The 24,470-nt window shown below is 68.3% G+C and carries 26 protein-coding genes; 11 read left to right on the top strand and 15 right to left on the bottom strand.

Features of this window, described 5'->3' with window-relative positions; genetic code table 11:
- The 10 genes from FBT96_RS08295 to FBT96_RS08250 form a co-directional block, all read right to left on the bottom strand.
- Positions 1–282, bottom strand: coding sequence for a EutN/CcmL family microcompartment protein (locus FBT96_RS08295; RefSeq protein WP_136905839.1), 282 nt, complete (start codon positions 280–282; stop codon positions 1–3).
- Between the two features lie 8 nt (positions 283–290).
- Positions 291–992, bottom strand: coding sequence for a hypothetical protein (locus FBT96_RS08290; RefSeq protein WP_136905838.1), 702 nt, complete (start codon positions 990–992; stop codon positions 291–293).
- Positions 992–1,828 carry an ethanolamine utilization protein EutJ gene (eutJ, locus tag FBT96_RS08285; RefSeq protein ID WP_136905837.1) on the bottom strand — a complete coding sequence of 279 codons (837 nt, stop codon included), beginning with the start codon at positions 1,826–1,828 and terminating at the stop codon, positions 992–994. Before eutJ ends, FBT96_RS08290 begins: the two co-directional genes overlap by 1 nt.
- Positions 1,829–1,837: 9 nt before the next feature.
- A complete protein-coding gene (locus FBT96_RS08280) occupies positions 1,838–2,485 on the bottom strand; it encodes a phosphate propanoyltransferase (RefSeq protein WP_136905836.1) in 648 nt (215 codons plus the stop codon).
- 18 nt (positions 2,486–2,503) lie between these two features.
- Positions 2,504–3,055, bottom strand: coding sequence for a BMC domain-containing protein (locus FBT96_RS21620; RefSeq protein ID WP_136905835.1), 552 nt, complete (start codon positions 3,053–3,055; stop codon positions 2,504–2,506).
- Positions 3,056–3,073: 18 nt separating this feature from the next.
- Positions 3,074–3,898, bottom strand: a complete 825-nt coding sequence (gene pduB / locus FBT96_RS08270) for a propanediol utilization microcompartment protein PduB (RefSeq protein ID WP_136905834.1) — start codon at positions 3,896–3,898, stop codon at positions 3,074–3,076.
- Between the two features lie 28 nt (positions 3,899–3,926).
- A complete protein-coding gene (gene pduA / locus FBT96_RS08265) occupies positions 3,927–4,211 on the bottom strand; it encodes a propanediol utilization microcompartment protein PduA (RefSeq protein WP_055212822.1) in 285 nt (94 codons plus the stop codon).
- A gap of 89 nt (positions 4,212–4,300) precedes the next feature.
- Positions 4,301–5,440, bottom strand: coding sequence for a 1-propanol dehydrogenase PduQ (locus tag FBT96_RS08260; protein ID WP_136905833.1), 1,140 nt, complete (start codon positions 5,438–5,440; stop codon positions 4,301–4,303).
- A gap of 113 nt (positions 5,441–5,553) precedes the next feature.
- Positions 5,554–8,076 (bottom strand): glycyl radical protein, encoded by a 2,523-nt coding sequence (locus FBT96_RS08255; protein ID WP_136905832.1) that lies wholly within the window; start codon positions 8,074–8,076, stop codon positions 5,554–5,556.
- Between the two features lie 57 nt (positions 8,077–8,133).
- Positions 8,134–8,724, bottom strand: coding sequence for a DJ-1/PfpI family protein (locus tag FBT96_RS08250; protein WP_136905831.1), 591 nt, complete (start codon positions 8,722–8,724; stop codon positions 8,134–8,136).
- 641 nt (positions 8,725–9,365) lie between these two features.
- On the opposite strand from FBT96_RS08250, the gene FBT96_RS08245 reads away from it, so the two are divergent.
- The 3 genes from FBT96_RS08245 to FBT96_RS08235 all read left to right on the top strand — a co-directional run bounded on the left by FBT96_RS08245 (position 9,366) and on the right by FBT96_RS08235 (position 12,639).
- Positions 9,366–10,277: a permease gene (locus tag FBT96_RS08245; protein ID WP_136905830.1), complete on the top strand. Its 912-nt coding sequence runs from the start codon at positions 9,366–9,368 to the stop codon at positions 10,275–10,277.
- Positions 10,278–10,387: 110 nt separating this feature from the next.
- The gene (locus FBT96_RS08240; protein ID WP_136905829.1) at positions 10,388–11,620 is read left to right on the top strand and encodes an acetate/propionate family kinase; all 1,233 of its coding nucleotides are present in this window, start codon (positions 10,388–10,390) and stop codon (positions 11,618–11,620) included.
- Positions 11,621–11,811: 191 nt separating this feature from the next.
- On the top strand, positions 11,812–12,639 hold the full coding sequence (locus FBT96_RS08235) for a sulfotransferase domain-containing protein (protein ID WP_169583317.1): 828 nt from the start codon (positions 11,812–11,814) through the stop codon (positions 12,637–12,639).
- Here the strand turns inward: FBT96_RS08235 and FBT96_RS08230 are convergent.
- The gene (locus FBT96_RS08230; RefSeq protein ID WP_136905827.1) at positions 12,615–13,475 is read right to left on the bottom strand and encodes a hypothetical protein; all 861 of its coding nucleotides are present in this window, start codon (positions 13,473–13,475) and stop codon (positions 12,615–12,617) included. The two genes, FBT96_RS08235 and FBT96_RS08230, sit on opposite strands and share 25 nt — an antisense overlap.
- Positions 13,472–14,392, bottom strand: a complete 921-nt coding sequence (locus tag FBT96_RS08225; protein WP_169583315.1) for a glycosyltransferase — start codon at positions 14,390–14,392, stop codon at positions 13,472–13,474. The genes FBT96_RS08230 and FBT96_RS08225 overlap by 4 nt, the downstream gene beginning before the upstream one ends.
- A gap of 577 nt (positions 14,393–14,969) precedes the next feature.
- Between FBT96_RS08225 and FBT96_RS08215 the strand changes: the two genes are divergently transcribed.
- From FBT96_RS08215 to FBT96_RS08195, 5 genes are all read left to right on the top strand, one after another.
- Positions 14,970–15,686, top strand: coding sequence for a type 1 glutamine amidotransferase (locus FBT96_RS08215; RefSeq protein ID WP_136905824.1), 717 nt, complete (start codon positions 14,970–14,972; stop codon positions 15,684–15,686).
- A 358-nt stretch (positions 15,687–16,044) separates the two neighbouring features.
- Positions 16,045–17,415 carry an LLM class flavin-dependent oxidoreductase gene (locus FBT96_RS08210; RefSeq protein WP_169583313.1) on the top strand — a complete coding sequence of 457 codons (1,371 nt, stop codon included), beginning with the start codon at positions 16,045–16,047 and terminating at the stop codon, positions 17,413–17,415.
- Positions 17,416–18,267 carry an ABC transporter permease gene (locus FBT96_RS08205; RefSeq protein WP_023923915.1) on the top strand — a complete coding sequence of 284 codons (852 nt, stop codon included), beginning with the start codon at positions 17,416–17,418 and terminating at the stop codon, positions 18,265–18,267. It begins immediately after the preceding gene.
- A gap of 32 nt (positions 18,268–18,299) precedes the next feature.
- Positions 18,300–19,280, top strand: a complete 981-nt coding sequence (locus tag FBT96_RS08200; RefSeq protein ID WP_023923916.1) for an ABC transporter substrate-binding protein — start codon at positions 18,300–18,302, stop codon at positions 19,278–19,280.
- Between the two features lie 85 nt (positions 19,281–19,365).
- On the top strand, positions 19,366–20,097 hold the full coding sequence (locus FBT96_RS08195; protein WP_136905823.1) for an ABC transporter ATP-binding protein: 732 nt from the start codon (positions 19,366–19,368) through the stop codon (positions 20,095–20,097).
- A gap of 76 nt (positions 20,098–20,173) precedes the next feature.
- On the opposite strand, the gene FBT96_RS08190 is transcribed toward FBT96_RS08195, so the two are convergent.
- From FBT96_RS08190 to FBT96_RS08180, 3 genes are all read right to left on the bottom strand, one after another.
- On the bottom strand, positions 20,174–20,479 hold the full coding sequence (locus FBT96_RS08190; protein ID WP_169583311.1) for a hypothetical protein: 306 nt from the start codon (positions 20,477–20,479) through the stop codon (positions 20,174–20,176).
- Positions 20,480–20,569: 90 nt separating this feature from the next.
- On the bottom strand, positions 20,570–20,758 hold the full coding sequence (locus FBT96_RS08185) for a hypothetical protein (RefSeq protein WP_136905821.1): 189 nt from the start codon (positions 20,756–20,758) through the stop codon (positions 20,570–20,572).
- Positions 20,755–20,997 carry a hypothetical protein gene (locus FBT96_RS08180; RefSeq protein WP_136905820.1) on the bottom strand — a complete coding sequence of 81 codons (243 nt, stop codon included), beginning with the start codon at positions 20,995–20,997 and terminating at the stop codon, positions 20,755–20,757. Before FBT96_RS08180 ends, FBT96_RS08185 begins: the two co-directional genes overlap by 4 nt.
- A 458-nt stretch (positions 20,998–21,455) precedes the next feature.
- Between FBT96_RS08180 and FBT96_RS08175 the strand changes: the two genes are divergently transcribed.
- The 3 genes from FBT96_RS08175 (at position 21,456) to FBT96_RS08165 (ending at position 24,378) form a co-directional block, all read left to right on the top strand.
- On the top strand, positions 21,456–22,004 hold the full coding sequence (locus tag FBT96_RS08175; RefSeq protein WP_136905819.1) for an RBBP9/YdeN family alpha/beta hydrolase: 549 nt from the start codon (positions 21,456–21,458) through the stop codon (positions 22,002–22,004).
- A 232-nt stretch (positions 22,005–22,236) separates the two neighbouring features.
- A complete protein-coding gene (locus tag FBT96_RS08170; protein ID WP_136905818.1) occupies positions 22,237–23,574 on the top strand; it encodes an FAD/NAD(P)-binding protein in 1,338 nt (445 codons plus the stop codon).
- A 252-nt stretch (positions 23,575–23,826) separates the two neighbouring features.
- Positions 23,827–24,378, top strand: a complete 552-nt coding sequence (locus FBT96_RS08165) for a hypothetical protein (protein ID WP_136905817.1) — start codon at positions 23,827–23,829, stop codon at positions 24,376–24,378.
- Positions 24,379–24,470: the final 92 nt, after the last annotated feature.

Genomic DNA, 24,470 nt, shown 5'->3' with positions numbered 1-24,470 from the left:
TCAGCCCTCCGCCCGATCGTGGCATTCGACGGTATCGACGATGCCGACGATACTGGCATCGACGACCGATTGGCCCAGCATCCCCGCCAGCCGCCCGGCGCTGCCGGTGGTGACGATGACGGTCTCGCCATCGCCCGCGCCGACGGTATCGACGGCGATCTGGGTCTCGCCTTCAGTCCGCAACCGGGCGTCAAGGCGGATGACGATCAGCAGTTTCGCCCCCGACAGGCTTTGATCCTTGGTGGTGGCGACGACACGGCCGATGACTTTTGCCAGATACATGATCGCTCCTAACCTCTTGAAATCGCGATGCCGCGGGCGGCAAGGATGTCGGCGGCGGCGGGGGTCAGCAGGACGGCCCGGCCCAGACGGAGGGTGGTGCCGGTCACAGCCCGGGCGTCCCGGGCACCGAAGATGCCGCTGTCCTGCTGGGCGGGGGCTGCGGCGGCCCCTGCGCCCTCGACCGTCGCGGCCAGCGTCGCGGCCCAGCCCAGTTCCACCCCCTGCGCCGCCAGCGCCTGCAGATGGTCGCGCATCAGCGCGCGCCGCGCCTCGGTCGCGGGCGCCAGGCCGCGGGCCAGACGATCCCGCGCCGCGGGGCAGACGCCATCGCGGGCGGCGACGATGCGGCGGCCCCGATCGAGCGCCTCGGTCAAGATCTGCGAAAGCGGATCATCGGCAATCCCCAGCGCCAGTTTCGCGGCGAGCGAGAGGCTGAGCGCAGGCACCAGCACCAGCGCCGCGCGGGAGAGGGTCACCGGCGCCGCCGCCTCGGGCCAGTCGAGCCGCGCGGCCAAGCCGTCGCGCAGCGCGGCTTCGGCGGTCCATTCGAAACTCCAGCCCGCCTTGGCCAGGCTGGAGAGGCTGGCCAGCGCCGCGTCAAGCCCCAGATCGGTCGCGCCAAAGACCAGCAGCCCACGGCGGCGACGCGCCACCAGTTCCGCCACGATCCGGTCGGACAGCAGGTCGATCAGGATGCGGTCAAGGTCCATCACAACGCCCCCTCGGGATAAAGCGCGATGCCAAGCGGCGTCACCAGCAGCGGCTCGGCCGGTTTCGCGACCGTCCGCCCCAGTTGCGCGGCAAAGACCGGCGCGAAATCGGCAAAGGAACAGGCACCGCCGACGACATGCACGGTGGCGACCTCGGGGAAGCGGGTCAGCACGCCCGCCACGATCGCGGCCATCTTGTCGACGACCGGACGGACCAGCGAAAACACCTCGCGCGCCTGCGCGGGATCAAGCTTCATCGCCTCGGCATCGGCCATCGACAGCCGCAGCGCCCCCGCCAGAACCAGCGTCATATGGGTGCCGCCCGTCGCCTCGTCGACCGAGGCCAGCACCTTGCCGCCCTTCAGCACCGAAATCCCGGTGGTGCCGCCGCCGACATCGACCACGGCGCCCTCGGTCACACCCAGCAACCGCGCGGCGGCCAGCGGCTCGTCGAGGATCTCGACCAGCTCGAACTCGGCCGCCTCGATCACATTGCCGATGGCTTTCGCATTGCCGGGCAGGATGCCGGGGGGAATGGCGGTGGCGGCCCGGGTCAGGCGCTGGCCCAGCCGGGTTTCCAGCGCGGCCTTCATCGCCCGCACGCTGCGCACCGTCGCCGGGTAATCGACCACGATCCCGTCGCGGATCCCGCCCGAGCGTTGCGACATCCCCGCCACCGGACGGCCCGCCGCATCGACGACGGCCAGCACCAGATTCGCCGTGCCCAGATCGACACCGACGCGCAGCGGGCCCTGTGCCCGCGCCTCGGACGGCAAGCAATCGCCTTGCCGGATCAGATCGCCGAAGTCGTGCAGGATCGCATCGATGCCGGACATGATACCCCCTCAGACCTTCCGCAGCCGCACGAGCGCGTCGTTTTGCAGCCCGAAGGCATTCGCTTCTTCGACGTCGATGTGCATTTCCGTGGCCGAAACTTCGTCGGAGCGGATCGCGACATGATGCATGACGCCGCCGCGCGGGCCGGAAACGACAACATCGACGCTGTCGCCGGTCTTCACCCCCAGCCGCAGCGCATCTTCGGGGCGCATGTGGATGTGGCGCAAAGCGACGATGACGCCCGCGTCCTTGGTCACCGATCCGGCCGGGCCGATGACGGTCAGCCCGGCCGAGCCGTCAAGCTTGCCCGACATCCGCAGCGGCGGCTTGATGCCAAGGGTGAAACCATCGGCGACCGAGATCTCGATCTGGGTGTCCTTGCGCAGCGGCCCCAGCACCCGGACTTTGCCGATCTCGCCTTTCGGGCCGCGCAGGGTGACGGTTTCGGCGGCGGCATATTGGCCGGGCTGTTTCATCGCCTTCATCCGGGTCAGGGTCGATCCGGGGCCGAAAAGCGCATCCATGTCGGGCCGCGACAGGTGAACATGCCGGTTCGAGACGCCGACGGGGACAAGCGCGGGGTCAGTCTCGGCTGCGGCGGCGCCTTGGGCCAGAAGCTCGGCGAGGATGCGGTCGATCAGCGAATGCGGGAACATGATCGGGGTCTTTCGCTCTTAGCGGCCCTTCGGCCCTTTGGGACGGGTCAGCCGATAGGGCACGGGCGGCGGTTCAGGGGTGGGATCGGGCACCGGTTCGGCTTCGGGCGCCGGTTTGGGCACAGGTTCGGCTTCGGGCGGCGGCTCAGGCACGGTCTCGGGGGCCGGTTCGGCGCCGGACGCCTCGGAGGGGGAAGCGTCCGGCGGGGTCGGCACCGGCTCGGCGGGCGCCTCCTCCTGCGGCGGCACGGGGACGGGATCCTGCGCCCCGGCCCGTCCGCAGCCGACTGTCTCGGCGCTGTCGATCAGCCGGATCAGTCCGGCGGCGGGACGTGCGATGACCCGGGTCGCAACGACCCGTCCGACGCGCCCCGCCGCCATCTCCGCGGCGGCGACGGCGGCCTTGACGGCCCCCACGTCGCCGCGAAGCTTGACCACCGTCATGCCGTCGCCCTTGGCGAATTCGTAGCCCACCAGCGTGACATTGGCCGATTTCACCGCGGCATCCGCGGCCGTGACCGCCGCCGCCAGACCGAGCGTCTCGATCAGCCCAAGGCTTTGTTCCGACATGACGATGTCCTTTCAGTCTCAGATGTAGGGTTTCGTCGAGGAGACGATTTCCGCGCCATCAAGGGTGGAGAGCAGCTGCTTGCCCACCTCCCGCGCCGCGATGATCGCCTGCCGCACCGCGCCCGAGTCGCCGGTGAACATGAAGATCACCTCGTTCGAGTGGCTGGTCCCGCCGTTGCCGGGCGAGGCATAGCCCACCGGCACGACCGTCGCGGCCTTGGCGGCGGTATCGGCCATCAGGACGCCGATCGCGGCGGGGCTGCCGACGGTGATGCCGAAGGCCTGGCCCAGCGGCGCGCCGAAGGCCTTGTGCAGCGCATGGCTGGCGCGGGCGGTGTATTGGAACTCCAGATGCCCCGCGGGCGTGCCATAGACATCGCCGAAGGTGCGGTTGAGCTCCGAGAGCGTCACCTCGACGGCGCGGCGGGCGTCGGACACGTCCTCGGCGCCGAACAGGATCAGCGAGCCATGACCGCCGCCCCCTTCGGTGTCGCGCGGCAGTTCGATCAGCACCACTTCGCTGTTCGTCGCCTTCACCGCCTCGTCGGCGGCGAAGATATGCGGACCGGCCCCGGTGCGCGCGCCGACGATGCCGATCGAGCGGTATTTCCGGTCGATGTTCATCTTTTCATGCAGCAGCGGGTCCACGTTGGCGATGACAAGGCCGACGGTGTGACCGATCGCCGTGCCGACGAATTCGGTCAGGTTGCAGGCCTTCGGCGCGGCTTTCGCGGCAGGCTTTTCGGCGGGCTTTTCGGCGGCGGCGGGGGCTTCGGCGGCGGGGGCAGAGCCCATCTTCCGCATCACCTCGTCCATCAGTTTTTCGACAAGATCGTCTTTCATCGTCGATCCTCCTTTTCGCGATCAGGGCTCAGACGGCTTTCGGCGCCGGCAGGATTTTTTCGACTTCGGTGTGCGGGCGCGGGATCACATGGACCGAGACGACCGAGCCGACCTTTTCGGCGGCCACGGCCCCGGCATCGGTGGCGGCCTTGACCGCGCCGACGTCGCCGCGCACCATCACGGTGACCAGACCCGAGCCGATCTTTTCATAGCCGACCATGGTGACATTGGCCGATTTGACCATCGCATCGGCGGCTTCGATCGCGGCGACCAGACCCTTGGTCTCGACCATTCCGAGAGCTTCCTGTTGCATGACTTTCTCCTTGCCTTCCGGCGTTCAAGATGTTGGTTCGATTGGGGAAACGGGTATCTTCGTGCTGCTTTGCCAGTCTGCCCCCCTGCTCAGCCCCCGGCCCGGTCCAGCAGCATTTCCAGATCTGCCAGCACGGGACGGCGCGGGTTTCCCGCGGTGCAGGCATCCGCAAAGGCGGCTGCCGCAAGGTCGGGGATCGCCCGACGGTAGTCCTCGATCGCGACGCCAAGGCCGCGCAGCGAGGAAGGGATGCCGAAGCGCGCATTCAGCGCCTCGATCGCCCGAATGAGCGCGACGACGCCCGCCCGCGTGCCCGGCACGTCAAGGCCCACCCGGGCGGCGATGCGGGCATAGCGGCCCGCGGTCTCGCGGCAGCCGGGCGCGTCGTCCGACAGACCGGCGTTCCAGGCGATGACATGGGGCAGCAGCACCGCGTTGATGCGGCCATGCACCAGATGCAGCCGCCCGCCGATCGCATGGGCGAGCCCGTGGTTGAGGCCCAGCCCCGCCTCGGTGAAGGCCATGCCCGCCAGGCACGAGGCCTGATGCATCGCATCGCGGGCGGCCAGATCGTTGCCGTTGTCGTAAGCCTTGGGCAGCGCCGCAAAGGCCAGTTCGAGCGCCTTTTCGGCGAAGGCGTCGGTGAAGTTCGAGGCGCCGCGCGCCACCACCGCCTCGATCGCATGGGTGATCACATCCATGCCGGTATCGGCGGTGACCTTCGGCGGCGCGGTGCGGACGAATTCCGGGTCCAGGATCGCCACATCGGGGATCAGGTCCTTGGAAATCAGCGGGAATTTCCGGTTGTTGGCAGGGTCCGAGATCACCGCGAAGGCGGTGACCTCGGAGCCGGTGCCGCTGGTCGTCGGGATCGCGACCAGACGGATCGGATGGGCGGGGTCGATGCCGCGCACCACCGCCAGGATGGCTTTCGCCGCATCGATGGGCGAGCCGCCGCCCAGCGCCAGCACCACATCGGGGCGGAATTCGGCGAACAGGCGGGCGCCTGCGGAAACGGTGGCCAGCGGCGGCTCGGGGATGGCTTCGGCGAAGATCTCGACCGTGCAGCCCTCCAGATGCGCCAGAACGCGATCAAGCGGACCCGAGCGGGCCATGAACTCGTCGGTCACGATGCCGACGCGCTGGCCGCGATAGGCCTGCAGGCGCTCCAGCAGCCCGTCGCCGAAGACGATTTCGGTCCGCGGAGAGAAACTTTGATAGCGGGTCATCGGAACACCTGTCGGTGAGGGGGGGAAAGGGCCCGGCCGGGCGCGCGCGAGGCGGGAGGAGACGGCCCGCCCGACCGGGAGGCTGGCCCCGCGTTGCCGCGGGACCGGCGGTGTCAGAAGGCCTGTTCGGTGCGGCTGATGATGTCGTCCTGCACCTCTTTCGCGAGCACGACGAACTGCGCCGAATAGCCCGCCACCCGGACCACGAGGTCACGATAGTCCTCGGGGTTTTTCTGTGCCTTCAGAAGGGTTTCGCGGTCGATCACGTTGAACTGCACATGCATGCCCTTGTGATCGAAGTAAGACCGCACCAGCGCGGCGAAGTTCTGCAACCCGGCGTCCCCTGCCAGAGCGGAGGGCAGGAATTTCTGGTTGTAGAGCGTGCCGTTCGAGGCGATGAAGTGGTCGAGTTTCGCCACCGAATTCGCCGCCGCGGTCGGGCCGAGCCGGTCCTTGCCCTGCCGGGGCGAGACGCCATCGGCCAGCGGCTGTTTCGCCGGGCGGCCGTCGGGCAGCGCGCCCACGTCCTTGCCGAAGAGCACGTTCGCCGAGACCGGATAGATCCCCGCCTGGAACTGGCCCCCGCGCGGGTTGGTGTATTTCTCCACTTCCTTGCAGTAGATCTGCGCGCATTTCCGGGCGATCAGGTCGACGTCGTCATTGTCGTTGCCGAAGGCATCAGCACTGTCGAGCAGGCGGCGGATGCCGTCATATTTCGACGAAGCCGCAGGCGCCGCGCCGGTCGAGAGCGTGCGATAGACCTCGTCCTTGAGCGCGGCGACATCGAGGCTGGCATTCGCGGCCAGCACTTTCTTCACCGCTTCGTAGATCTGGCTTTCGCTCATCTCGGCGGGCGCATTCGCCCCGGTGCCCAGACCGAAGTTCGCGTCGAGCGCTTCCTTCAGCTCGGCCATCGTCAGCTTCTTGTCGTCCCAGACGAATTTCTTCATCGCATAGACCGAGTCGCCGGTGTCGGCGACGCCGAAGGCCTGCGGGCCGGTGAAGTTGTAGATCGCGCCGCCTTCCTGCACCGACTTGCCGCGGCCCATGCAGTCATCGACCATCGCCGACAGGAACGGCAGCGGCGCCCGTTCGGCATGGGCGATGTCGACACAATTGTCGGCCTCGGCCAGGTATTTGACAAAGAACGACATCTGCCCGGTGAAGGCGGTGTAGAAATCGTCGATCGATTTCCAGTCGCGCGGATCGCCGGTGATCGGGCCCAGCTGGGTGTCGCCGACCTTGCCGTTGTCGAGGGTGATTTCCAGCACCTTCGCCACGTTGAAGAAGGCGGCGTCGTGCCAGCCCTCGGTGCGGTGGATCGCCTGCGGCTCGACGCAGCCGACGATGCCGTAATCGCGGGCATCCGACAGCGAGACACCGCGGTTTTGCAGCGAGGGGATGATCACCTCGTCGTTGTAGACGGCGGGAACGCCAAGCCCCAGACGCACGACCTCGGCGGCACGGTGCAGGAAGTCATCCGGCGTGCCCTGCCAGACCCGGATCGAGAAGGACGGCGCGGGCAGACGCACATGGGCCACCGCTTCCATGCACATGTAGGACACGTCGTTCGTCGCATCGAGCCCGTCTTCGGTCTGACCGCCGACGCAGAGGTTCTGGAACACCGCATAACCGGCAAAGGCTTGCGCCGAGACCTCGTCGCGGGTCTTGTTGACGTCGTTCAGCTTGATCCAGATGCAGTCGATCAGTTCCTGGGCAAAGTCGCGGCTGATCGCGGTATCGGCTTTCAGGAACGGATACATGTATTGGTCAAACCGGCCGGGCGAGATCGAATGGCCCGAGGATTCGATCTGCAACATGCATTGCACGAACCACATCGTCTGGCAGGCTTCCCAGAAGCTCGTGGCGCCATGTTCGGGCACGCGGCGGCAGTTCTTCGCGATCTGTTCCAGTTCCGCCTTGCGGGTCGGGTTGGGGCAGGCCCGCGCCAGCTCCTCGGCCTTGTCGGCATAGCGGTTGGCAAAGCCGATCGCGGCCGTATAGGCGATGATGACGGCGGTGTAGAACTGCTGTTTCTTGATCGTGTCGGGGTCGCGTTCATCCAGCACTTCGCGGCGTTTGATCGCCTCGATGATGACGCCGCGGAAGCCGGTTTTCAGGATCTTGCCGTAATCGACGCAGACATGGCCGACGCCGCCGTAGAAATAATTGCCGACGGTGAAGACGCCGTTGGCGATGCAGTCCTTCGCCTTTTTCGACATGTAGGAGGCGGCGAGATCGGCGGTGGTGCGGCCCGGCCAGTATTTGAACGCCTCATGCAGGGCGGCGGCGGTTTCCTTGGGGATTTCGAACGGGTCGGCGACCCGGGTCGCCATGGTGTCGAATTCCTTTTCCACCCAGTCGAAGCTGAATTCGGGGCAGATCTCGGTCGAGCGCGGGTTGACGGTGATCGAGCCCACGACCAGTTCATCGTCGCGGATGGTGATCGGCAGTTCGGCGAAGATCTTTTCCACCACCTTGGCGCGGCGCAGGATCGGCGACAGGCCCTCGGTCGCCTTGTAGGCTTCGGTGGCCAGCACGGCGCGCTCGGCCTCGACATGGGGCCGGGCATTCAGGATCTGGTTCTTCAGCCGCGTGATGCGGTCGGTCGGTTTGGTGAAGCCCTTCTCAATCATTCTATCCTCCAGGCGGTGGAGGCGTCCCGGCGGGGTCTGGTCCCGCCGGAAAGCCGGTCAGTTCAGGATGTCGGGGTCGATGAGCGAAACGAACGCGCGCATCAGTGTCGGATGCCCGGGCCAGGCCGGTGCGGTCGCAAGATTGCCGTCGATCACGGTTTGCTCCGGCGCGGTTGCGACGAAGTGGGCCCCTGCCGCCGTCACTTCCGGTTCGACAGCCGGACAGGCCGTCAACCGACGTCCGCGCACCACGTCGGCGGCGGTCAGGAGCTGCGCGCCATGGCAGATCGCGGCCACCGGCCGGTTCTCCGTCATGAAGGCCCGCACGATGGCCAGCACCGGCGCCTGCAGGCGCAGGTATTCGCAGGCACGGCCACCGGCGAGATAGAGACCGGCATGGTCCTCGGGGCTGACATGGGCGAAGCTTGCCGTCAGCGCGAAACGATGGCCGGGTTTTTCCGAATAGGTCTGATCGCCCTCGAACTCATGGATCGCGGTGCGGATCGTCTCGCCCTTGCGTTTGCCGGGGCAGACGGCCTCGACGGTGAAGCCCAGCAGGGTGAACGCCTGAAACGGCACCATCACTTCATAATCTTCAGAGTAATCTCCGACGATCATCAGGATTTTATGTTGGCGGGGGCGTTTCATCTGTTTTTCCTGGGCTGCCGCTTTCGGCGTCTGGCAAAGGAATAGGCCCGGAAAGCCAAAAGGGTCAACGCGAGCGCCTTGACCACAAAGGGGAATAACTTGCCCTGCCCTTTTGCGCCGCGGTTTTCCCCTGAAAATACGGGGGTTTTGTCACCCCGGCCGGATCGCGCGGATCGAGCCCGGGACAAGAAAAGACAGGTGCCGGGTGTTTTCTTGTCCTGCCCCGGACAAGTCCCGACCGCTGTCGGCGCGGCCCTGACAGGCGGGAACCGCGGAAAATCGCAGAACCCGCCAAGGCCTTCGAGAACTTTCCCATATATTACAATGACCTGAATATCGAAGCGACTCGGGCAAAGCGGAAATTGCAAGAAACTACCCGCGAAGGCCAAGCCGCTCGCGTTGACCCGCAAGCGCCCGCGGCGGTAATTTCAGCGCCAATCGACCGCCCGCGTCGGAAAGAAACTCGCGCCACTCCGAAAGGAATTCGCGCATCGGAAAGTGATTTTCCGATGCCCTGTTTTCGCGCGCATCTTTTCCGTGCCCGGTCGTTTTCGCGGTCCTCCGGCCGCGCCCTTTCAAACCGCATCAAGACCCCGGACATACTCCAGTCGGATCCGCCCGGAATATACAAGGAGACCAGAATGACACTGCTTGGTTTGCTCGTCGCTTTCGGCGGCGGAATATTCGGCGCCGCGATCGGCGCGCTGCCCGCCTTCGCCTTCGTCGGCTTCCTGACGATGATCGGCGTCGCGATCCAGCTCGCCATCGGCGCGGGCACGACCGATTTCTTCGGCATCCCCTTTGGCGCCTTCGGCCCGCATACCGGCGGCTTTGCGGCAGGCGTCGCGGCGGCGGCCTATGCGGCGAAAAAGGGCAAGCTTGATAGCGGGCGCAACATCGTCACCGCGGGCATGGGGCTGAACGCGCCCGACGTGCTTCTGGTGGGCGGCCTCTTCGGGCTGATCGGCTATGTGATCTTCTGGGCGCTGCAATTCGTGCCAAGCTTCGGCCCCGGCCTTGCCTTTTCCGACCTGCCCGCCGTCGGCGTGGTGATCTCGGCCTTCCTGGCGCGGTTTCTGTGGGGGACTTGCGGCTTTTGCGGCAAGGCCGATCCGGGCCGCGGTTTCTTCCAGCCGACCGACGCGACGAAATGGCTGGTGTTCCAGTCAAGCCCGGCGCAGATCGCGGTGATCGGTCTGGGCGGCGGCTTGCTGGGCGCCTGGCTGGGCGTCACCCATGGCGTGCCGGGCGCGCTGCTGGCCTTCGGCATCGCGGCCTCGTCGCTGTTTTTCCTGACGCTTGGCGTGCTGATCCCGGTCACCCACCACATCATGCTGCCCGCCGCCCTTGCGGGCGTGGCCTCGGGCTCGGTGATCTGGGGCGCGGTGATCGGCATCCTCTCGGCCTTCCTCGGCGAGTTCTGTGCCCGCGCCTTCCTGTGCCACGGCGACACCCATGTCGACCCGCCCGCCTGCGCCATCGCCGTGATGACCTTTGCGATCAACCTTCTGACCGCGGTGGGCTTCTGGACGCTTGCGCCCCTGCCGGTCTGATCCGGGGGCGGCCCCTTCCCCCGCCCTGTCCGGCGGCGCGACGCCCCCCGTCGCGTCGCCGATTTCCCGGCGGCCCCCCGGGGCTGCCCTGCACCCAAGGACAACCGACCATGATCCTGACCATCAACTGCGGCAGCTCCAGCCTGAAATATCAACTGCATGCCCCCGATCTGAGCCATGTGATCGCCTCGGGGCTGATCGCCCGCATCGGCGAGCCCGAGGGCACCACCGATCACTGGGTCGGCCACCGCGGCGAGCATCACCGCGTCGTCATCCCCGATCACCGCGCCGCCTTCGCGCTGATGATGGAAAACCTCACGAACCCCGAATATGACGTGATCGAATGCCCCGGCGCGATCACCGCCATCGGGCACCGCGCCGTGCATGGCGGGGCCATCTTCTTCGGCTCGGTGCTGGTCGATGACGCGGTGATGGCGGCGCTGCGCGCCTGCGCCAGCTTTGCGCCGCTGCACAATCCCTGCAACATCATCGGCATCGAGGAAGCGCAGCGGATGTTCCCCGGCGTGCCGAATGTCGTCGTTTTCGACACCGCCTTTCACCAGACCATTCCCGAACGCGCCCATCTTTACGCCCTGCCCTATGAGCTGACGCAAAAGCACGGCATCCGCCGCTACGGCTTTCACGGCACCTCCTGCCGCTACGTCTCGCGCAGCGCGGCCGAGCTGCTGAACCGCCCGCTGGACAGCCTGTCGATGGTGGTCTGCCATCTGGGCAACGGCGTCACGCTCGATGCGGTCAAGGGCGGGCAGTCGATCGACACCTCGATCGGGTTCGGCACTTTCGGCGGCGTGCCGATGGGCACCCGCAGCGGCGATTTCGACCCGGCGATCATCTTCCATCTGCTGCGCGAGGCCGGGCTGAGCCTGACCGAGGTCGAGGACATCTGCTACACCAAAAGCGGGCTTCTGGGCCTGTCGGGGCTGTCGAACGACATGCGCGAGGTGATGGCGGCGGCCGATGCGGGCAATGCGCGCTGCCAGCTGGCGATCGAGGTTTTCGTCTATCAGATCCGCAAGATGATCGGCGCCTATGCGGCGGCGATGGGCGGGATCGACGCGCTCGTCTTCACCGCGGGGATCGGCGAGAACAGCGCCCGGGTGCGCGCGATGATCTGCGAGGATCTGGGGTTTCTCGGCGTCTCGATCGACGCGCGGGCGAATGCGATTGCCCGCGACGGCCATCCGAACATCAGCGCGGCGGGGGCACGGGTGGCGACGCTGGTCGTGCCGACGGACGAGGAACGGATGATCGCGCTCGACACGCGGGCGCTGACCAAGGTCGAGCCGGGGCACAGCCTGCCCTTCGCGCTGGCCGCCCAGTGACCCCCGTGGACGGGGCGCCGCGGCGCCCCTCTCGCCCCGGCCACCCCCCGTTCACGGGGGCGGAACGGATCGGGGCGGATCGGAAAGCTTGAGTTTTGCGCGGGCCTCCGCCAATCTCGCCGGGGCCGCTTGCCGGGCGGCCCCGTTTTTCGTGCCCGATCCCCCGACCGATCCGGAAAGGCCCTCTCGGAGTGACTGACCGCGAAACGCTGCAAGATCGCCCGCCCCCCCTGCCCTCCCCGCGCCCGGAGCGCCGGGTCGATTTCTTCATCCTGGGCGTGCAAAAGGGCGGCACGACGGCGCTTGACGCCATGTTGCGCCGCCATCCCGCCATCCAGATGGCACATCGCAAGGAGGTGCATTTCTTCGACGACGAGGACCTTGACTGGACCCGTCCGGATCCCGCGGGCCTGCATGATCTGTTCGACTGGTCGTCCGACACGGTCCTGCGCGGCGAGGCGACGCCGATCTACATCTACTGGCCGCAGGCGATCGAACGGCTGGCCGCCTACAATCCGCGCGCGCGGCTGGTGATCTGCCTGCGCCATCCGGCCTTTCGCGCCTATTCGCACTGGCGGATGGAGACCGCGCAGCAGCACGACACCCTGCCCTTTTCCCGGGCGATCCGCGCGGGCCGCGATCGTGTCGCCTTGGCGCCGGATGGCGTGCACCGGGTCTTTTCCTATGTCGAACGCGGCTTCTACGCGGCGCAGATCGCCCGGCTGCTGACGCATTTTCCCCGTCGGCAGCTGCTGTTCCTGCGCACCGACCGGCTTTGGGCGCAGCCCGAAACCGAACTGGCGCGGCTGCTTGACTTCCTGCAGCTTCCGCCCGCGCAGATCGCCCTGCGGGACTACATCGTCCCCATCGTCTCGACCGAAACGACGCCGATGGCGGCGGCGGATCACGCCTATCTCTGCGGCCTTTACGACAGCGATATCCGGGCGACCAGCCAGATCACCGGGCTTGACCTCGGGGATTGGCTAGACCCCGGTTACGCCGAGCCGATGGCCGGCTGATCGGCCCGCGCCAGCACCTCGACCTCGGCGCGGTCATAAAAGGACCAGCAGGGCGAGTCCCGTTCCAGCAGCCGTGCGGTGATATCTTGCGCCGCGGGATCGCTGCGCAGGCCCAGCCGGTTGCGCGATTGCAGCGGCTCGCACAGCGCCGCCGCCGCAGGCGCCAGCACCGACAGGGCGGCGCCGCCGGAGCGGATGATATCCTCGTAGCGGATCGTCTGCCCGGGCAGGAGCCGGCGATACTGCGCGAAGCAGAAATCGAGCAGAATGAACTGTCGTTCCAGCCGGTCCGGTTCGGCCGCGATCGCCGCCGCCAGCCCCGCATCGAGCTGTTCGGCGGCGGGCAGGCGCCCCTCGGTCACCGGCATCTGCGCCGTGCGCCACGACAGAAGCACCGCCAACGGATTGCGCAGGATGGCCCAGCAGCGGAACTGCGGCGTCAGCACCGGCAGCGCGGCGGTGAAAAAGGCGTTTTGCTTGACGAAAAGACGGAAATCGGCGCGATCGACGTTGGAGACCACGATTTCCCGGCCGTCCAGCACGCGCTTGCGGCGGCCCTGCTCATCCAGATCGGCCAGCGGATTGCTGGGCACCGATCCCCGCCAGGCCTTGCTGGTCGCGGTGCCGGTGGTCAGGATCTGCCCGCGCTGCGCGGTGCAGAATTGCCGCAACGCCCTCCGCAGCGCCTCGGGCTCCAGCCCGGCAAGCATCCCGGGGTCGATCGGCTCGTGCAGCGCCACGCAGTTCGCAAGCTTGTTCAGCAGATGGCAGGTCAGGGTCGTGCCCGCGCGCGGCAGCCCGGTGATCAGGATATCCCTTGTGGGGTCGGTCGTCATTGTGGTCCGATATGTCGAAGAAGGTCGAGGAAGGCCGCCCGTTCGGCGCGGATATCATGTATCTTGCTGATCTCTTTTGCCCTCTGACGCAGGGCTTGCGCAAGCCCCGGACTGCGGCTGGCCTCTGCCACCGCCTGCGCCAGCGGCGCAAGCGCGGCGGGCGGCATCAGCGCCGTCACCCGGTCGATGCAGAACGACCGGTTGCCGCCGCAATCGGGGCAGATCACCACCCGGCCCAGCGCCATGGCTTCCAGCGCGGGAAGATAGAACCCCTCCTGCGGCTGCGGCAGCAGCACGGCAATCGGCGCGCGGGCCATCCGGGCCAGAAACTCGGGCCGCGGCAGCGGCGGGATCTGCAGATGGACCCGGTAGCCCTCGGCCTGCAGCCGCGCCGCCAGCGCCGCGGCCAGCTTCGGCCGCTTCGCGCCGCTGATGAAGATGTCGCAAGCGCTGGCCGTCGCGCTGTCGGGCAGCACACCGAAGTCGATCCCGTTCGGGATGACATGGATCGGACCGTTGCAGATCCCGGTGGCCTGCAGCGCCTCTGCCACGGCCTGGCTGACGCAAATCCTGGTGGCCCGGCGCGACAGAAAGCCGAAATGCGGCATATGCGGCATGGCATGGCGCAGCCCCTGCACCAGATTGACCACCGGGATCCGGTCCTCGATGCCCGGATGCGCGGCCAGCGCCGTCCAGTCCAGTCCCGCAAGGAAAAGGATGTCGGCGCGCGTGGGATCGTAGTGATCGACAAGGCCGGGATCGCCCTCCCAGGGCGCCCCGGGCGCCGCGTTCGGGGCAAGATAGACCTGCGCGCGATAGCGATCGCAGGCGCGCGTGTGCTGGTAGTAGTCCCAGACCTTCAGATGCCCACCCGAGAACGTCTTGTAATCGCGGTGGAAAAGAACATTTAGCGGCAAGAGGCGCCCCCCCGGATCTGCAAGCCGGACGGGCAGATCCCTGAGTTCGTCGCATGGACTGCGGGCGGCGTCAATCATGCGCGCGGACAGGTCGGCGCGGCATGATCCGCCCCGGCGGACCGGCAAGACCCGACGCCGCCGCCCGCGCCGATCACAAGAGCTTCGGCCCGCGTCGCAGCGGCGGACAGGACGAGAACGGCCAAGATGGCAAGGCTTTTGCGCGCGACAACCGCCGGTCGGTTTTGCGGGCTGGACAAGCGCCGCCGATCGCTGTGTAGTCCAACCCCATAGCGAACAGATCCCCGCGCCCGCGCCAATGCAGGACAGACACCGTGCCACGTGCCGCCCCTCTTGCCGCCCCCCTCGCCGTCACGCCTGCAACCCGGCTTTCGGGGCCCGAGGGTCCGTTCACGCGCGATATCGGGCCGAAGCGGCGACGGGGGACTTTCTGCTGCGGACGGGGCCTTCGGGGCGGAGAAGACCAGGTCTTTGGCCAACCGCGCGCGGCGGCTGACGCCCCCCATCCCTGCGCCCCCCATCCCTGCGCCTCACGCGTGCCTGCGCCCCCGGAGACCCGATGAATATCCTTGTTTTCCAGCACCTTGCCGTCGAACACCCCGGAACCCTGCGCGATCTTTGGGCGGCGGCGGGGCATCTGCTGACCACCGTCGAGCTTGACGCGGGCGACCCGATCCCGCCGCTTGCGGAGTTCGATCTTCTGGTGGCGATGGGCGGGCCGCAGGATCTGTGGCAAAAGCACGAGCTGGCCTGGATGCGCGCCGAACTGGCCGCGATCCGGACCTGGGTCGTGGATCTCGGGCGGCCCTATCTGGGCATCTGCCTGGGGCATCAGCTGCTGGCCGAGGCGCTGGGCGGCACGGTCGGGCCGATGGCCGCGCCCGAGGTCGGCCTGGGCGAGGTCCGCCGCACCGCGGCCGGGGCGGCGGACCCGATCTTCGGGCACTTGCCCGCGCGGTTGCAAAGCTTTCAATGGCATGGCGCCGAGATCGTGACCCTGCCCGAGGGCGCGGTGGTGCTGGCGGAAAACGACGCCTGCGGCGCGCAGGCGATCCGCTGGGGGCGCCACGCCTGGGGGATGCAGTTCCACATCGAGATCACCGAAACCACGGTGGCCGACTGGCAGGAGATCCCCGCCTATGCCGAAAGCCTGCGCCGCGCCTTGGGCGACACCCGCGCGGCGGGGCTTGCGGCCGAGGTCGCGCCGCATCTGGGCGCCTTCCGCGCCACGGCCGCGCAGATGAACGCCGCCCTTGCGGCGGCGATGGCGGGCTGACGCCTGCCGGTTTCGGGCGCGGCCGCGAACCGCGGTCAGGAAGGAACTTCCGCCCCGACGCCCTGACGAAGAAGCCCGCAGTCGTCCCGGCCCGCAAATTTGGAATGGCTCCAAACCGCAAGAGATGCCAGATTACACGACAAGACAAATCGTGTTTTGGAGCCCCCATGCCCGCGCTTTCGTTCCCCCTGTGCCGCGTCGGTTGCGCGGCCGGGCTCTGCCGCTGCGGCGCTGACCGCAGGGCCTGACGCCGCCGCGGCGCAAGCCGCCAGCAAAGCCCCCCGATCCCCCCTTCCGGACCCGCCCCCCTCGTCGCCGCCCGCGACGGGCCCCTTTCTTGCCCCTCAGGAGATCCCCCGTGACCACGAATATCCACCCGAAACGCAAACTGCGCCTTGGCGCCTTCCTGCCCGGTGGCGGTCAGCACATCGCCGCCTGGCGCCAGCCCGACCAGCCCTCGGATGGCGCGACCAGTCTCGCCTTTCACATCCAGCTCGCCAAGGAGGCCGAACGCGGGCTGTTCGACGCCTATTTCCTCGCCGACGGCCTCTCGGTCAGCTTCGGCGGCGGCATCGAGGGCGGCAACGCCAAGGTCGCGGGCTTCGAGCCGGTGACGCTGTTCGCCGCGCTCTCGCAGCACACGAAACAGCTCGGCTTCATCGCCACCGCCTCGACCACCTACGAGGAACCCTATACGCTTGCCCGCAAATTCGCCTCGCTTGACCTGATCACCGCGGGCCGGACCGGCTGGAACGTCGTCACCACCACGGGCGACGCCACGGCGCAGAATTTCAACCGCGACACCCAGCTGCCCCATGCCGAGCGCTATGCCCGCGCGCATGAACATGTCGCGGTGGTGAAGGCGCTTTGGGACAGTTTCGAGGATGACGCCTTCGTGCGCGACAAGGCGACGGGGCAGTTCTTCGACGCGGACAAGCTGCACGCGGCCAATCACAAGGGCGCGCATTTTCAGGTCAAGGGGCCGCTCAACGTCTCGCGCAGCCCGCAGGGCCATCCGGTGATCGTGCAGGCGGGCCAGTCCGAGGACGGCCGCGGCTTTGCCGCCGCCCATGCCGAGGTGATTTTCACCGCGCATCAACACCTTGAAACGGCGCAGGAATTTTATCGCGACATCAAGGCGCGGGCGCGCGGGCTGGGGCGCAGCCCCGATCATCTGCTGATCATGCCCGGGGTCTCGCCCTTTGTCGGGCGCACGCTTGACGAAGCGCAGGAGAAATACGACCGGCTGACGGCGCTCATCCTGCCCGAAGATGGCGTCGCGCTTTTGAACGGGCTCACTGGCGGCACGCTCGATCTGCGCGGTTACGATCTGGACGGGCCGCTGCCGCCCGCGCCGCCGACCGAGGGGATGAAATCGCGCCAGGCCCTGATCCGCGCCATCGCCGATGAACATGGCTTCACGATCCGCCAGCTTTACCAATGGGTTGCCTCGGCGCGCGGGCATCTGACACTGGTCGGCACGGCCGAGACCATCGCCGACACGCTGCAGGACTGGCTGGAAAACGAAGGCGCCGACGGCTTCAACATCCTGCCGCCGTGGCTGCCGACGGGACTGACCGATTTCGTCGATCTGGTGATCCCCGAGCTGCAGCGCCGCGGCCTGTTCCGCACCGAATACGAGGGCCGCACCCTGCGCGAGAACCTTGGCCTGCCCTTCCCCGAAACCCGCTGGGCGCAGGCCCGGCGCAGCACACAGGCGGCGGAATAGATGGCATTTCAAGGGCTTGAAATCTCGGTTCCGCCGATCGAAACCCCGGAACGCCCGCTGCCCCCGCTCTCTGGCGCCAATCTGCGCCGGGGGCTTGAGGCCGCCGCGCGGGTCTTTACCCGCTACGGGCTGCTGGTGGGCTTTCTGGCGCTCTGGCAGATCGCATCCACCGCGGGATGGCTGAACCCCTCGGTCTTCCCGCCGCTCGACCGGATCGCGGCGACGCTGTGGCAGGGGATCGTGTCGGGGGCGCTGCTCGATGACATCGCGATCAGCCTGCAACGGGCGGGGATCGCCTTTGCCGCCTCGGTCGCGGTGGGGGTGCCGCTCGGCCTCGCGATGGGGCAGATGCCGGGGGTGGAGCGCGCGCTTGACCCGATCTTGCAACTCTTTCGCCAAACCTCGGCGCTGGCGCTTTATCCGGTCTTCATCCTGCTGCTGGGCTTGGGCGAGACCTCGAAGGTCTTCGTGATCTTCTGGGCAAGCCTCTTTCCGATCCTGCTCGCCACCATCGGCGGGGTGCAGCAGGTCGATGGCAAACTGCTTGAAATGGCACGCAGTTTCGGCGCCGGGCGGTTGACGCTTTTCGCCCGGGTGATCCTGCCCGCGGCGGTGCCCGCGATCTTTGTCGGGCTCAGGCTCTCGGGCACCACGGCGCTTTTGCTCTTGATCGCGGCCGAGATGATCGGCGCGAACAAGGGTCTCGGCTTTCAGGTGATGAACGCGCAGTTCAACTTCCGCACCGATCTGATGTTCGCCGCGATCTTTCTTCTCGCCTTCCTTGGCCTCGCGCTGAACGCCGCGCTTGTGGCCGCCCAGGCCCGGTTCTGCCGCTGGTCCGAGCCGCGCTGACCCTTCCCCCTTTGCAACCGAAAGACAGACAGATGACCCACCTTCGCTCTCTCGCCCTTGCCGCGCTGCTCTCCGGCACCGCGCTTTCCGCCGCCGCCGATCCGGTGACGCTGCGCTATCTGCCCAATCACGGCGGGCTGGCCGCCTTCGAGCTGGCCGCGGAACTGGGCTATTACGACGCCGCCGGGATCACGCTGGAAAACCTCGGCTATGCCACGGGCGGGCCGGAAACGCTGATCGCGCTGGCGGGCGGCAGCGCCGATATCGGCTCGGCCGCGACGCCCGCGGTGCTGAACGCGATCGCGGGCGGCAATGATTTCGTGGCGGTTTTCCCGACGAACGGCATCAACGACGCCTCGCAATCGATCTTTTACGTGCGCGACGACAGCCCGATCAGGACCATCGCCGATCTGCCCGGCCATACGATCGCGGTGAACACGCTCGGCGCGCATCTGGATTATGTCGTGCGCGAGGCTTTGCATCAAAAGGGCCTGCCCGAAGATGCCGCGAACCTGGTCGTCGTGCCCGGGCCGCAGCTGGAACAGGTGCTGCGCGCGGGTCAGGTCGATGTGTCGGCTTTCGGCTACTGGCAGACCACCTTCGAGGGCGCCGCGCGGCAAAAGGGCGGGCTGCGCGCGGTCTTTGACGATACCGACGTGCTGGGCGAGATCGCGGGCGGCTTTGCCGTGCTGCGCCGCGACTGGATCGACGCCCATCCGGCCGAGGCCCGCGCCTTTGTCGATGGCGCGACGAAGGCGCTGGATTACGCCCGCAGCCATCCCGAGGAGACGAAGGCGATCTTTGCCCGGGTGCTGCAGGAACGTGACGAAAATCCCGAGGTGGCGCAATACTTTGCGGGCTATGGCGTGCGCGAGGGCGGCCTTGCCACGACCCGCGATCTGCAATTCTGGATCGACATCCTGACGCGCGAGGGCAAGATCGCCCCGGGCAAGATCGCGGCGGCCGACATCCTTTACCAATCGGCCGAAGCCCCGGCCCCGGCCACGAACTGAGGCGATGATGGCCCCGAACGCTCCTGCCTCCCCGTCGGGGACCGTCCCGCCCCGGACCCTCGCCGCGACCCGCGGCGAGGTTTCGGTGCAGGATCTGCACAAATCCTTCACCCTCAACCGCGCGGCGCTGGCGGTGCTGCGCGGGCTGAACCTGACCGTGGCCGGCGGCGAAAGCCTTGCCATCGTCGGCCCCTCGGGCTGCGGCAAGACCACGCTTCTGCGGGTGCTGGCGGGGCTTGAAACCCCCGACCGCGGCCGCGTGCTGATCGACGGGCGCCCGGTCGCGGGCGTCGGGCGCGAGCGCGCGATCATCTATCAGGAACCGCGGCTGCTGCCCTGGGCAAGCGTGCTCGACAATGCGGCCTTCGGCCTCGAGGTCCGCGGCACGCCCCGCGCCGAGGCCCGCGCGAAGGCCCGGCATGCGCTGCGCCTTGTCGGGCTGGAGCGCTTCGAGACCGCGCTGCCGCGGCAGCTCTCGGGCGGCATGGCGCAGCGCGTGGGCATTGCCCGGGCGCTGACGGTGCAACCGGAAATCCTGCTTCTGGATGAACCGCTTGCGGCGCTGGATGCGATGACGAAACTGACCCTGCAGGAAGAGCTGGCGCGGATCTGGGCCGAGGAAAAGGTGACGATGATCCTGGTCACCCATGATCTGGAAGAGGCAATCTATCTGGCCGACCGGGTGCTGGTGCTGTCGCGCGAGACCGAAACGCCGCCGCGGCTGATCGCGGTGCCCCTGCCGCGGCCGCGCGATCGGGGCGCGCCGGATTTCGTCGCGCTGCGGCGCGATCTGATGCGCAGCTTCGGGCTGCAATGAGTCAGAAAAGCCCCCGCGGGCGAACCCTGCGGGGGCGAAGATCGGCGGCGAAGATCCGGGGGCGAAAATTCCGGGGTCAGATCGCGGCAAAGGACCGATGCCGCAGCCGCTGCGCGACCAGCGTGCGCCATTGCCATCCGGCGCGCAGCGGCGGCAGGCAATGGTCCGCCCAGCGGCTGTGACCCCAGCCGCCCTGCCCCGGATCGGGCAGGACCAGAACATTGCAGGCATGCGGCACCAGCCATTCCCGCGTCCAGACCAGATCCCATCGCGGCCCGGCAAAGCGGACGCGCCAGCCCTCGCGGGCCAGATCGGCGGCCAGACCGTCAAGACCGGTCTCGGCCAGTTCCCAATACCGTGGGCGGCGGGTTGTCAGATACAACAACACTTTGGCAATCATGGGCTCCCCCAGGATGATCAGGGTGATGTCGCACCCGGCATGCCGGGCCGAAACGGTCGCCCCTGCGACCGCTCAGCTTTGCCGGGTCAGCGGCTTCACCACGATCCGCCACAGCCGCGGATCGCGGTTTTGCAGGAAATGTCGGCGGGCTTCCTCGGGATCATGGGTGAACCGGGTCTGCACCCGGCCGCCGACGCGATGCGGCTGATCGGTGCGGGTGTCCACCATCGTCACCGCGTAAATCGGGGCGGCGGCGTTCATGCGACGGACCACAGCACAAGGCCGCCCCAGGCCAGGATCGCGCCCGCAACCGCCAGACCCCAGACGACCGGAGCGGCGAGGCCGGACACCCGGTCCGAGCGCGCGGCCCGGCCGATCGGACCGGCCTCTTCGAGGGGCTCGATCCCGTAGGATTCGGCGGTGCGCAGCGGCGCGGCGAACTGCATCGGCAGCAACCTGACCGGCCGCGGACCGGAGGGGATCGGCAGGGCATGTGTCATGACGGATCCTTTCTTGATCAGGCGTTGGAACATGGCCAATACTCTACCGGACAAGTCGTCTTTACAAGAAAATAATCTCGTCTAATTCTGTCGTTATTTAGCAGTTTGTTCCCCGGGACGGCCGGAACGCCTTGTTCGATCCGGCAAAGATCGTCCCGCAAACCTTTGTTTTATTTCTAATCTTTAAGAATTCCTCCCGCAGCGCCCCGGCCCGCGGCCGCGACCGGATCCGCGACCGCGGGCGCCAAGACGCGGGCAGCCCCGGCAGATCCGGCGGCAAGACGAACCTGCCGCGGCTCCCCGGTCCGCCACAAGCGGCACCGGCGCGGCCGGGAACAGCGTCCTGCCCGGGGAGCCCAAAAGGGCAGGATCTTCTCTTTCCGCGCCGGTCTTTGGAACCCGCAATCACGACATTCATGGTAGATATTCCGGAACGCAACCCGACCGCAGAGGTTCCCATGATCAAGACGCTGCTCGTTCCGGGCCTTGACGGCTCGCCCGCGCCGCACTGGCAGGACTGGTGGGCCGCCACCGATCCGACCGCGCTGATGGTCGATCTGCCCTGCCCCGACCGGCCGATGCCCGATCTGTGGGAGGCGGAACTGGCGGGGATGGTGCTGCAGCACCCCGGCGCCGTGCTGGTCGGCCACAGCCTTGGCGCGGTGCTGGTGGCGCGTCTTTTGGCGAAATGGCCGCAGATCGAGGTCCGGGCGGCGATGTTCGTCGCCCCCGCCGACACCCGCGGCGCGCGCCGGATCGGCCATTTCGGCACCCCCTCGCGCCGGGCGCTGCCGGTGCCAAGCCTGCTCGTCGCCTCGCGCAATGATCCCTGGATGAGCTTTGCCCGCGCCACCGACCTGGCCTCGGCCTGGGGCTCGGAGCTGATCGATCTGGGCGCGGCCGGTCACATCAACGTCGCCGCCGGTTTCGGCCCCTGGCCCGCGGGCAAGGCGCTGCGCGACCGGCTGCTGAGCCGCCTGCCCCAAGTCGTGGAGAAAAGCGCATGAGACAGCTGTTCTGGCGCCCGCCCACCCTGCGCGACCGGCTGCTGCTTGGCCTGCTTCTGGCAGGCTGGGCGGGGCTGATCGTCGCCATCTTCCTGCAGTGAGCCCCGAAGGAGACCGACATGCTCGATGGACGCCTCGACCCCGACCTGATCCGTCTTCTGGCGCCGCGCGCCGACGATCTGCGCCCGCTGCCGCGCTGGCTGGCCCGTCTGCTGAGCGGCCGGGGGCAGGGATGACCGCGCAGCCCCCCAGCCGTCGGCATGTGCTGGTGATCGGCGGCGGCGCCTCGGGCGTGCTGATGGCCTATCACCTGCTGCGCGCCGCCCCCGAAACCCGCGTCACCCTGATCGAGCGCAGCCCGCGCATCGGCCTTGGCCTCGCCTATGCGACCGACGACCCGGATCATCTGCTGAACACGCGGGTGATCAACATGAGCGCCCTGCCCGAGGATCCCGAGCATTTCCTGCGCTGGCTCTGGCAGGCGAACCGGACCGTCTCGGGCGCCTCTTTCGTGTCGCGGGCGACCTATGGGCGCTATCTGGAAAGCCTGCTGGCGCCCTGGGCGGCCGGGCCGCGGCTGCGGCTGGTGCAGGCCGAGGCGGTGCGGCTGACCGAGGCGCCGCCGGGCCGGGTGACGCTGACGCTGGACGACCGACAGACGCTGATCGCCGATCACGCGATCCTGGCCACGGGCCACCCGCAACCCAGGGCGGTGCGGGGGCTGCAGGCCGATGTGACGCAGCTGCGCCTTGATCCCGATGTTCCCGTGGCGATCCTCGGCACCGGGCTGAGCATGGTCGATCAGGTGACGACGCTGCTGAAATCCGGCCATCACGGCCCGATCATCGCGCTGTCGCGCCGGGGCTTGCTGCCGCGCGTGCATGCGCCGGGAACGCCGCTCGCCACCTCGCTGGGCGAGGTGCCGCTGGGCGCCCCCGCCTCGGTGCTGCTGCACTGGCTGCGCCGACAGGTGCGCCGCGCCGAGATCGCGGGGGGCAGCTGGCGCGATGCGATCGACGGGCTGCGGCCGCATGTGCAAGGGATCTGGACCGCCCTGCCCGGCCCCGAACGCGCCCGCGCCCTGCGCCACGCCGCCGCCTGGTGGGAAGTGCATCGCCACCGCATGCCGCCCGAAACCGCAAGCCGCATCGCCGAGGCACGGGCCAGCGGCCAGTTGCAGATCCTGCGCGGCGCCTTCGACAGGGTCACGCCGCACAAATGCGGCGTCTGGCTGCAATACCGCCCCTGTCGGCACACCGGCACCGCCGCGCTGAATGTCGCCGCGGTGATCGACTGCCGCGGCGTGCGGCGCGATCCGGAAATCGGCGCGGGCCCGCTGCTGCGGCACCTGCTGGACGACGGGCTGGCGCAGATCGACCCGCTCCGGCTCGGCCTTGTCACCGACCGCAGCGGCCGGCTGGTCACGCTTGCGGGCAAGACCAGCCAGGTGCTGCAGGCGATCGGCCCCGCCGCCCGCGCGGCGCTGTGGGAAATCACCGCCATCCCCGACATCCGCACCCAGACCGCCCGGATCGCCGCCGAACTGTCGCAGGTCCCCGCCCCAAGCTGAGACGGACGGGCCAGCACCACAGCGCCCCCGCGCCCGCCCGCCGTCCGGTTGCCGCCGCCCCGATCCCTCCGGGGCGGCGGTTTCCTTCCGGCGATTCGACGCGGGCGAAACGCGCTTCTCCTGCCTTGCCACAAAAGGGAATTTCCTGCCTGCCGATCGGGTTAAAAAACACGCTCGATTTTATCGTCTTTTACGCGACACTCTGCCACTCTGGGCCGACACAGTGCTTCGACATCCGAGGAAAGGCCCGCCATGTCCCGTCCGGAAATCCTGCCCCCCGAGCTGCATCTGCCCGATCTGCGCCTCGACGCGCCGCCCGCGCTGTCGAAACTGGAACGTCGCACGGTGCTGGCCTTCGTCGAGCGGCTGCTGACCGCCGAGGGCCAGCCCGCCCCCTTCTTCACCCTGCTGCGCCAGACCGATGCCGCGCTGGCGGCGCAGATCGGCGCCGAGGCGGCCTCGGCGGCGCGGCCCGGCCCCTACGGCCGGTTCCCGCCGGGCCCGCCGCGCGCCGAGGATCTCGATGGCCCGCCCTGGCGGATCCCGCCCGCGCTCTGCGCGCGGGTGGGCGAGCGGCTCTCGGTGGCGCTCGAATTCGCCTATCTGGTGGTGATGCATCCGGGCGATCTGCGCCGCGAGAGCCTGCTGGCGCTGACCACCGGCGGCTGGAGCCCCGAGGGGATCGGCGAACTGGCCGAGCAGATCGGCGCCGTCGCCAGCCAGACCCGGACCCTGGCGGACCTGCACACCGCCGCCAGATCCGTCAGCGCCCGCACGGCCCCGGGCCGGACCCGGCTGCATTGATCCGGCCGTCACCGGCGCCGGCGCTGGTTTCGCGCTCCGCGCCGGGCAACCTCTCCCCCTGATCATGGCCCCCCAAGACGGAGGTGCCGGAA

Source organism: Rhodobacter capsulatus, from assembly GCF_005144475.1.
In the GTDB taxonomy this organism is placed as follows: Bacteria; Pseudomonadota; Alphaproteobacteria; order Rhodobacterales; family Rhodobacteraceae; genus Rhodobacter; species Rhodobacter capsulatus_C.
Note: the sequence above shows the minus strand (reverse complement) of the source record. Positions and strands in the feature narration are given on the sequence as shown.

Bases quoted from the DNA above. Each gene is read 5' to 3' on its own strand.
- FBT96_RS08230 (WP_136905827.1), bottom strand. From the start codon at position 13,475: ATGACGACCGACCCCACAAGGGATATCCTGATCACCGGGCTGCCGCGC.
- FBT96_RS08245 (WP_136905830.1), top strand. From the start codon at position 9,366: ATGACACTGCTTGGTTTGCTCGTCGCTTTCGGCGGCGGAATATTCGGC.
- FBT96_RS08215 (WP_136905824.1), top strand. From the start codon at position 14,970: ATGAATATCCTTGTTTTCCAGCACCTTGCCGTCGAACACCCCGGAACC.
- FBT96_RS08295 (WP_136905839.1), bottom strand. From the start codon at position 282: ATGTATCTGGCAAAAGTCATCGGCCGTGTCGTCGCCACCACCAAGGAT.
- FBT96_RS08280 (WP_136905836.1), bottom strand. From the start codon at position 2,485: ATGTTCCCGCATTCGCTGATCGACCGCATCCTCGCCGAGCTTCTGGCC.
- pduB (WP_136905834.1), bottom strand. From the start codon at position 3,898: ATGAAAGACGATCTTGTCGAAAAACTGATGGACGAGGTGATGCGGAAG.
- FBT96_RS08165 (WP_136905817.1), top strand. From the start codon at position 23,827: ATGTCCCGTCCGGAAATCCTGCCCCCCGAGCTGCATCTGCCCGATCTG.
- FBT96_RS08250 (WP_136905831.1), bottom strand. From the start codon at position 8,724: ATGAAACGCCCCCGCCAACATAAAATCCTGATGATCGTCGGAGATTAC.
- FBT96_RS08200 (WP_023923916.1), top strand. From the start codon at position 18,300: ATGACCCACCTTCGCTCTCTCGCCCTTGCCGCGCTGCTCTCCGGCACC.
- FBT96_RS08290 (WP_136905838.1), bottom strand. From the start codon at position 992: ATGGACCTTGACCGCATCCTGATCGACCTGCTGTCCGACCGGATCGTG.
- FBT96_RS08205 (WP_023923915.1), top strand. From the start codon at position 17,416: ATGGCATTTCAAGGGCTTGAAATCTCGGTTCCGCCGATCGAAACCCCG.
- FBT96_RS08185 (WP_136905821.1), bottom strand. From the start codon at position 20,758: ATGAACGCCGCCGCCCCGATTTACGCGGTGACGATGGTGGACACCCGC.
- pduA (WP_055212822.1), bottom strand. From the start codon at position 4,211: ATGCAACAGGAAGCTCTCGGAATGGTCGAGACCAAGGGTCTGGTCGCC.
- FBT96_RS08240 (WP_136905829.1), top strand. From the start codon at position 10,388: ATGATCCTGACCATCAACTGCGGCAGCTCCAGCCTGAAATATCAACTG.
- FBT96_RS21620 (WP_136905835.1), bottom strand. From the start codon at position 3,055: ATGTCGGAACAAAGCCTTGGGCTGATCGAGACGCTCGGTCTGGCGGCG.
- FBT96_RS08175 (WP_136905819.1), top strand. From the start codon at position 21,456: ATGATCAAGACGCTGCTCGTTCCGGGCCTTGACGGCTCGCCCGCGCCG.
- FBT96_RS08180 (WP_136905820.1), bottom strand. From the start codon at position 20,997: ATGACACATGCCCTGCCGATCCCCTCCGGTCCGCGGCCGGTCAGGTTG.
- eutJ (WP_136905837.1), bottom strand. From the start codon at position 1,828: ATGTCCGGCATCGATGCGATCCTGCACGACTTCGGCGATCTGATCCGG.
- FBT96_RS08255 (WP_136905832.1), bottom strand. From the start codon at position 8,076: ATGATTGAGAAGGGCTTCACCAAACCGACCGACCGCATCACGCGGCTG.
- FBT96_RS08170 (WP_136905818.1), top strand. From the start codon at position 22,237: ATGACCGCGCAGCCCCCCAGCCGTCGGCATGTGCTGGTGATCGGCGGC.
- FBT96_RS08260 (WP_136905833.1), bottom strand. From the start codon at position 5,440: ATGACCCGCTATCAAAGTTTCTCTCCGCGGACCGAAATCGTCTTCGGC.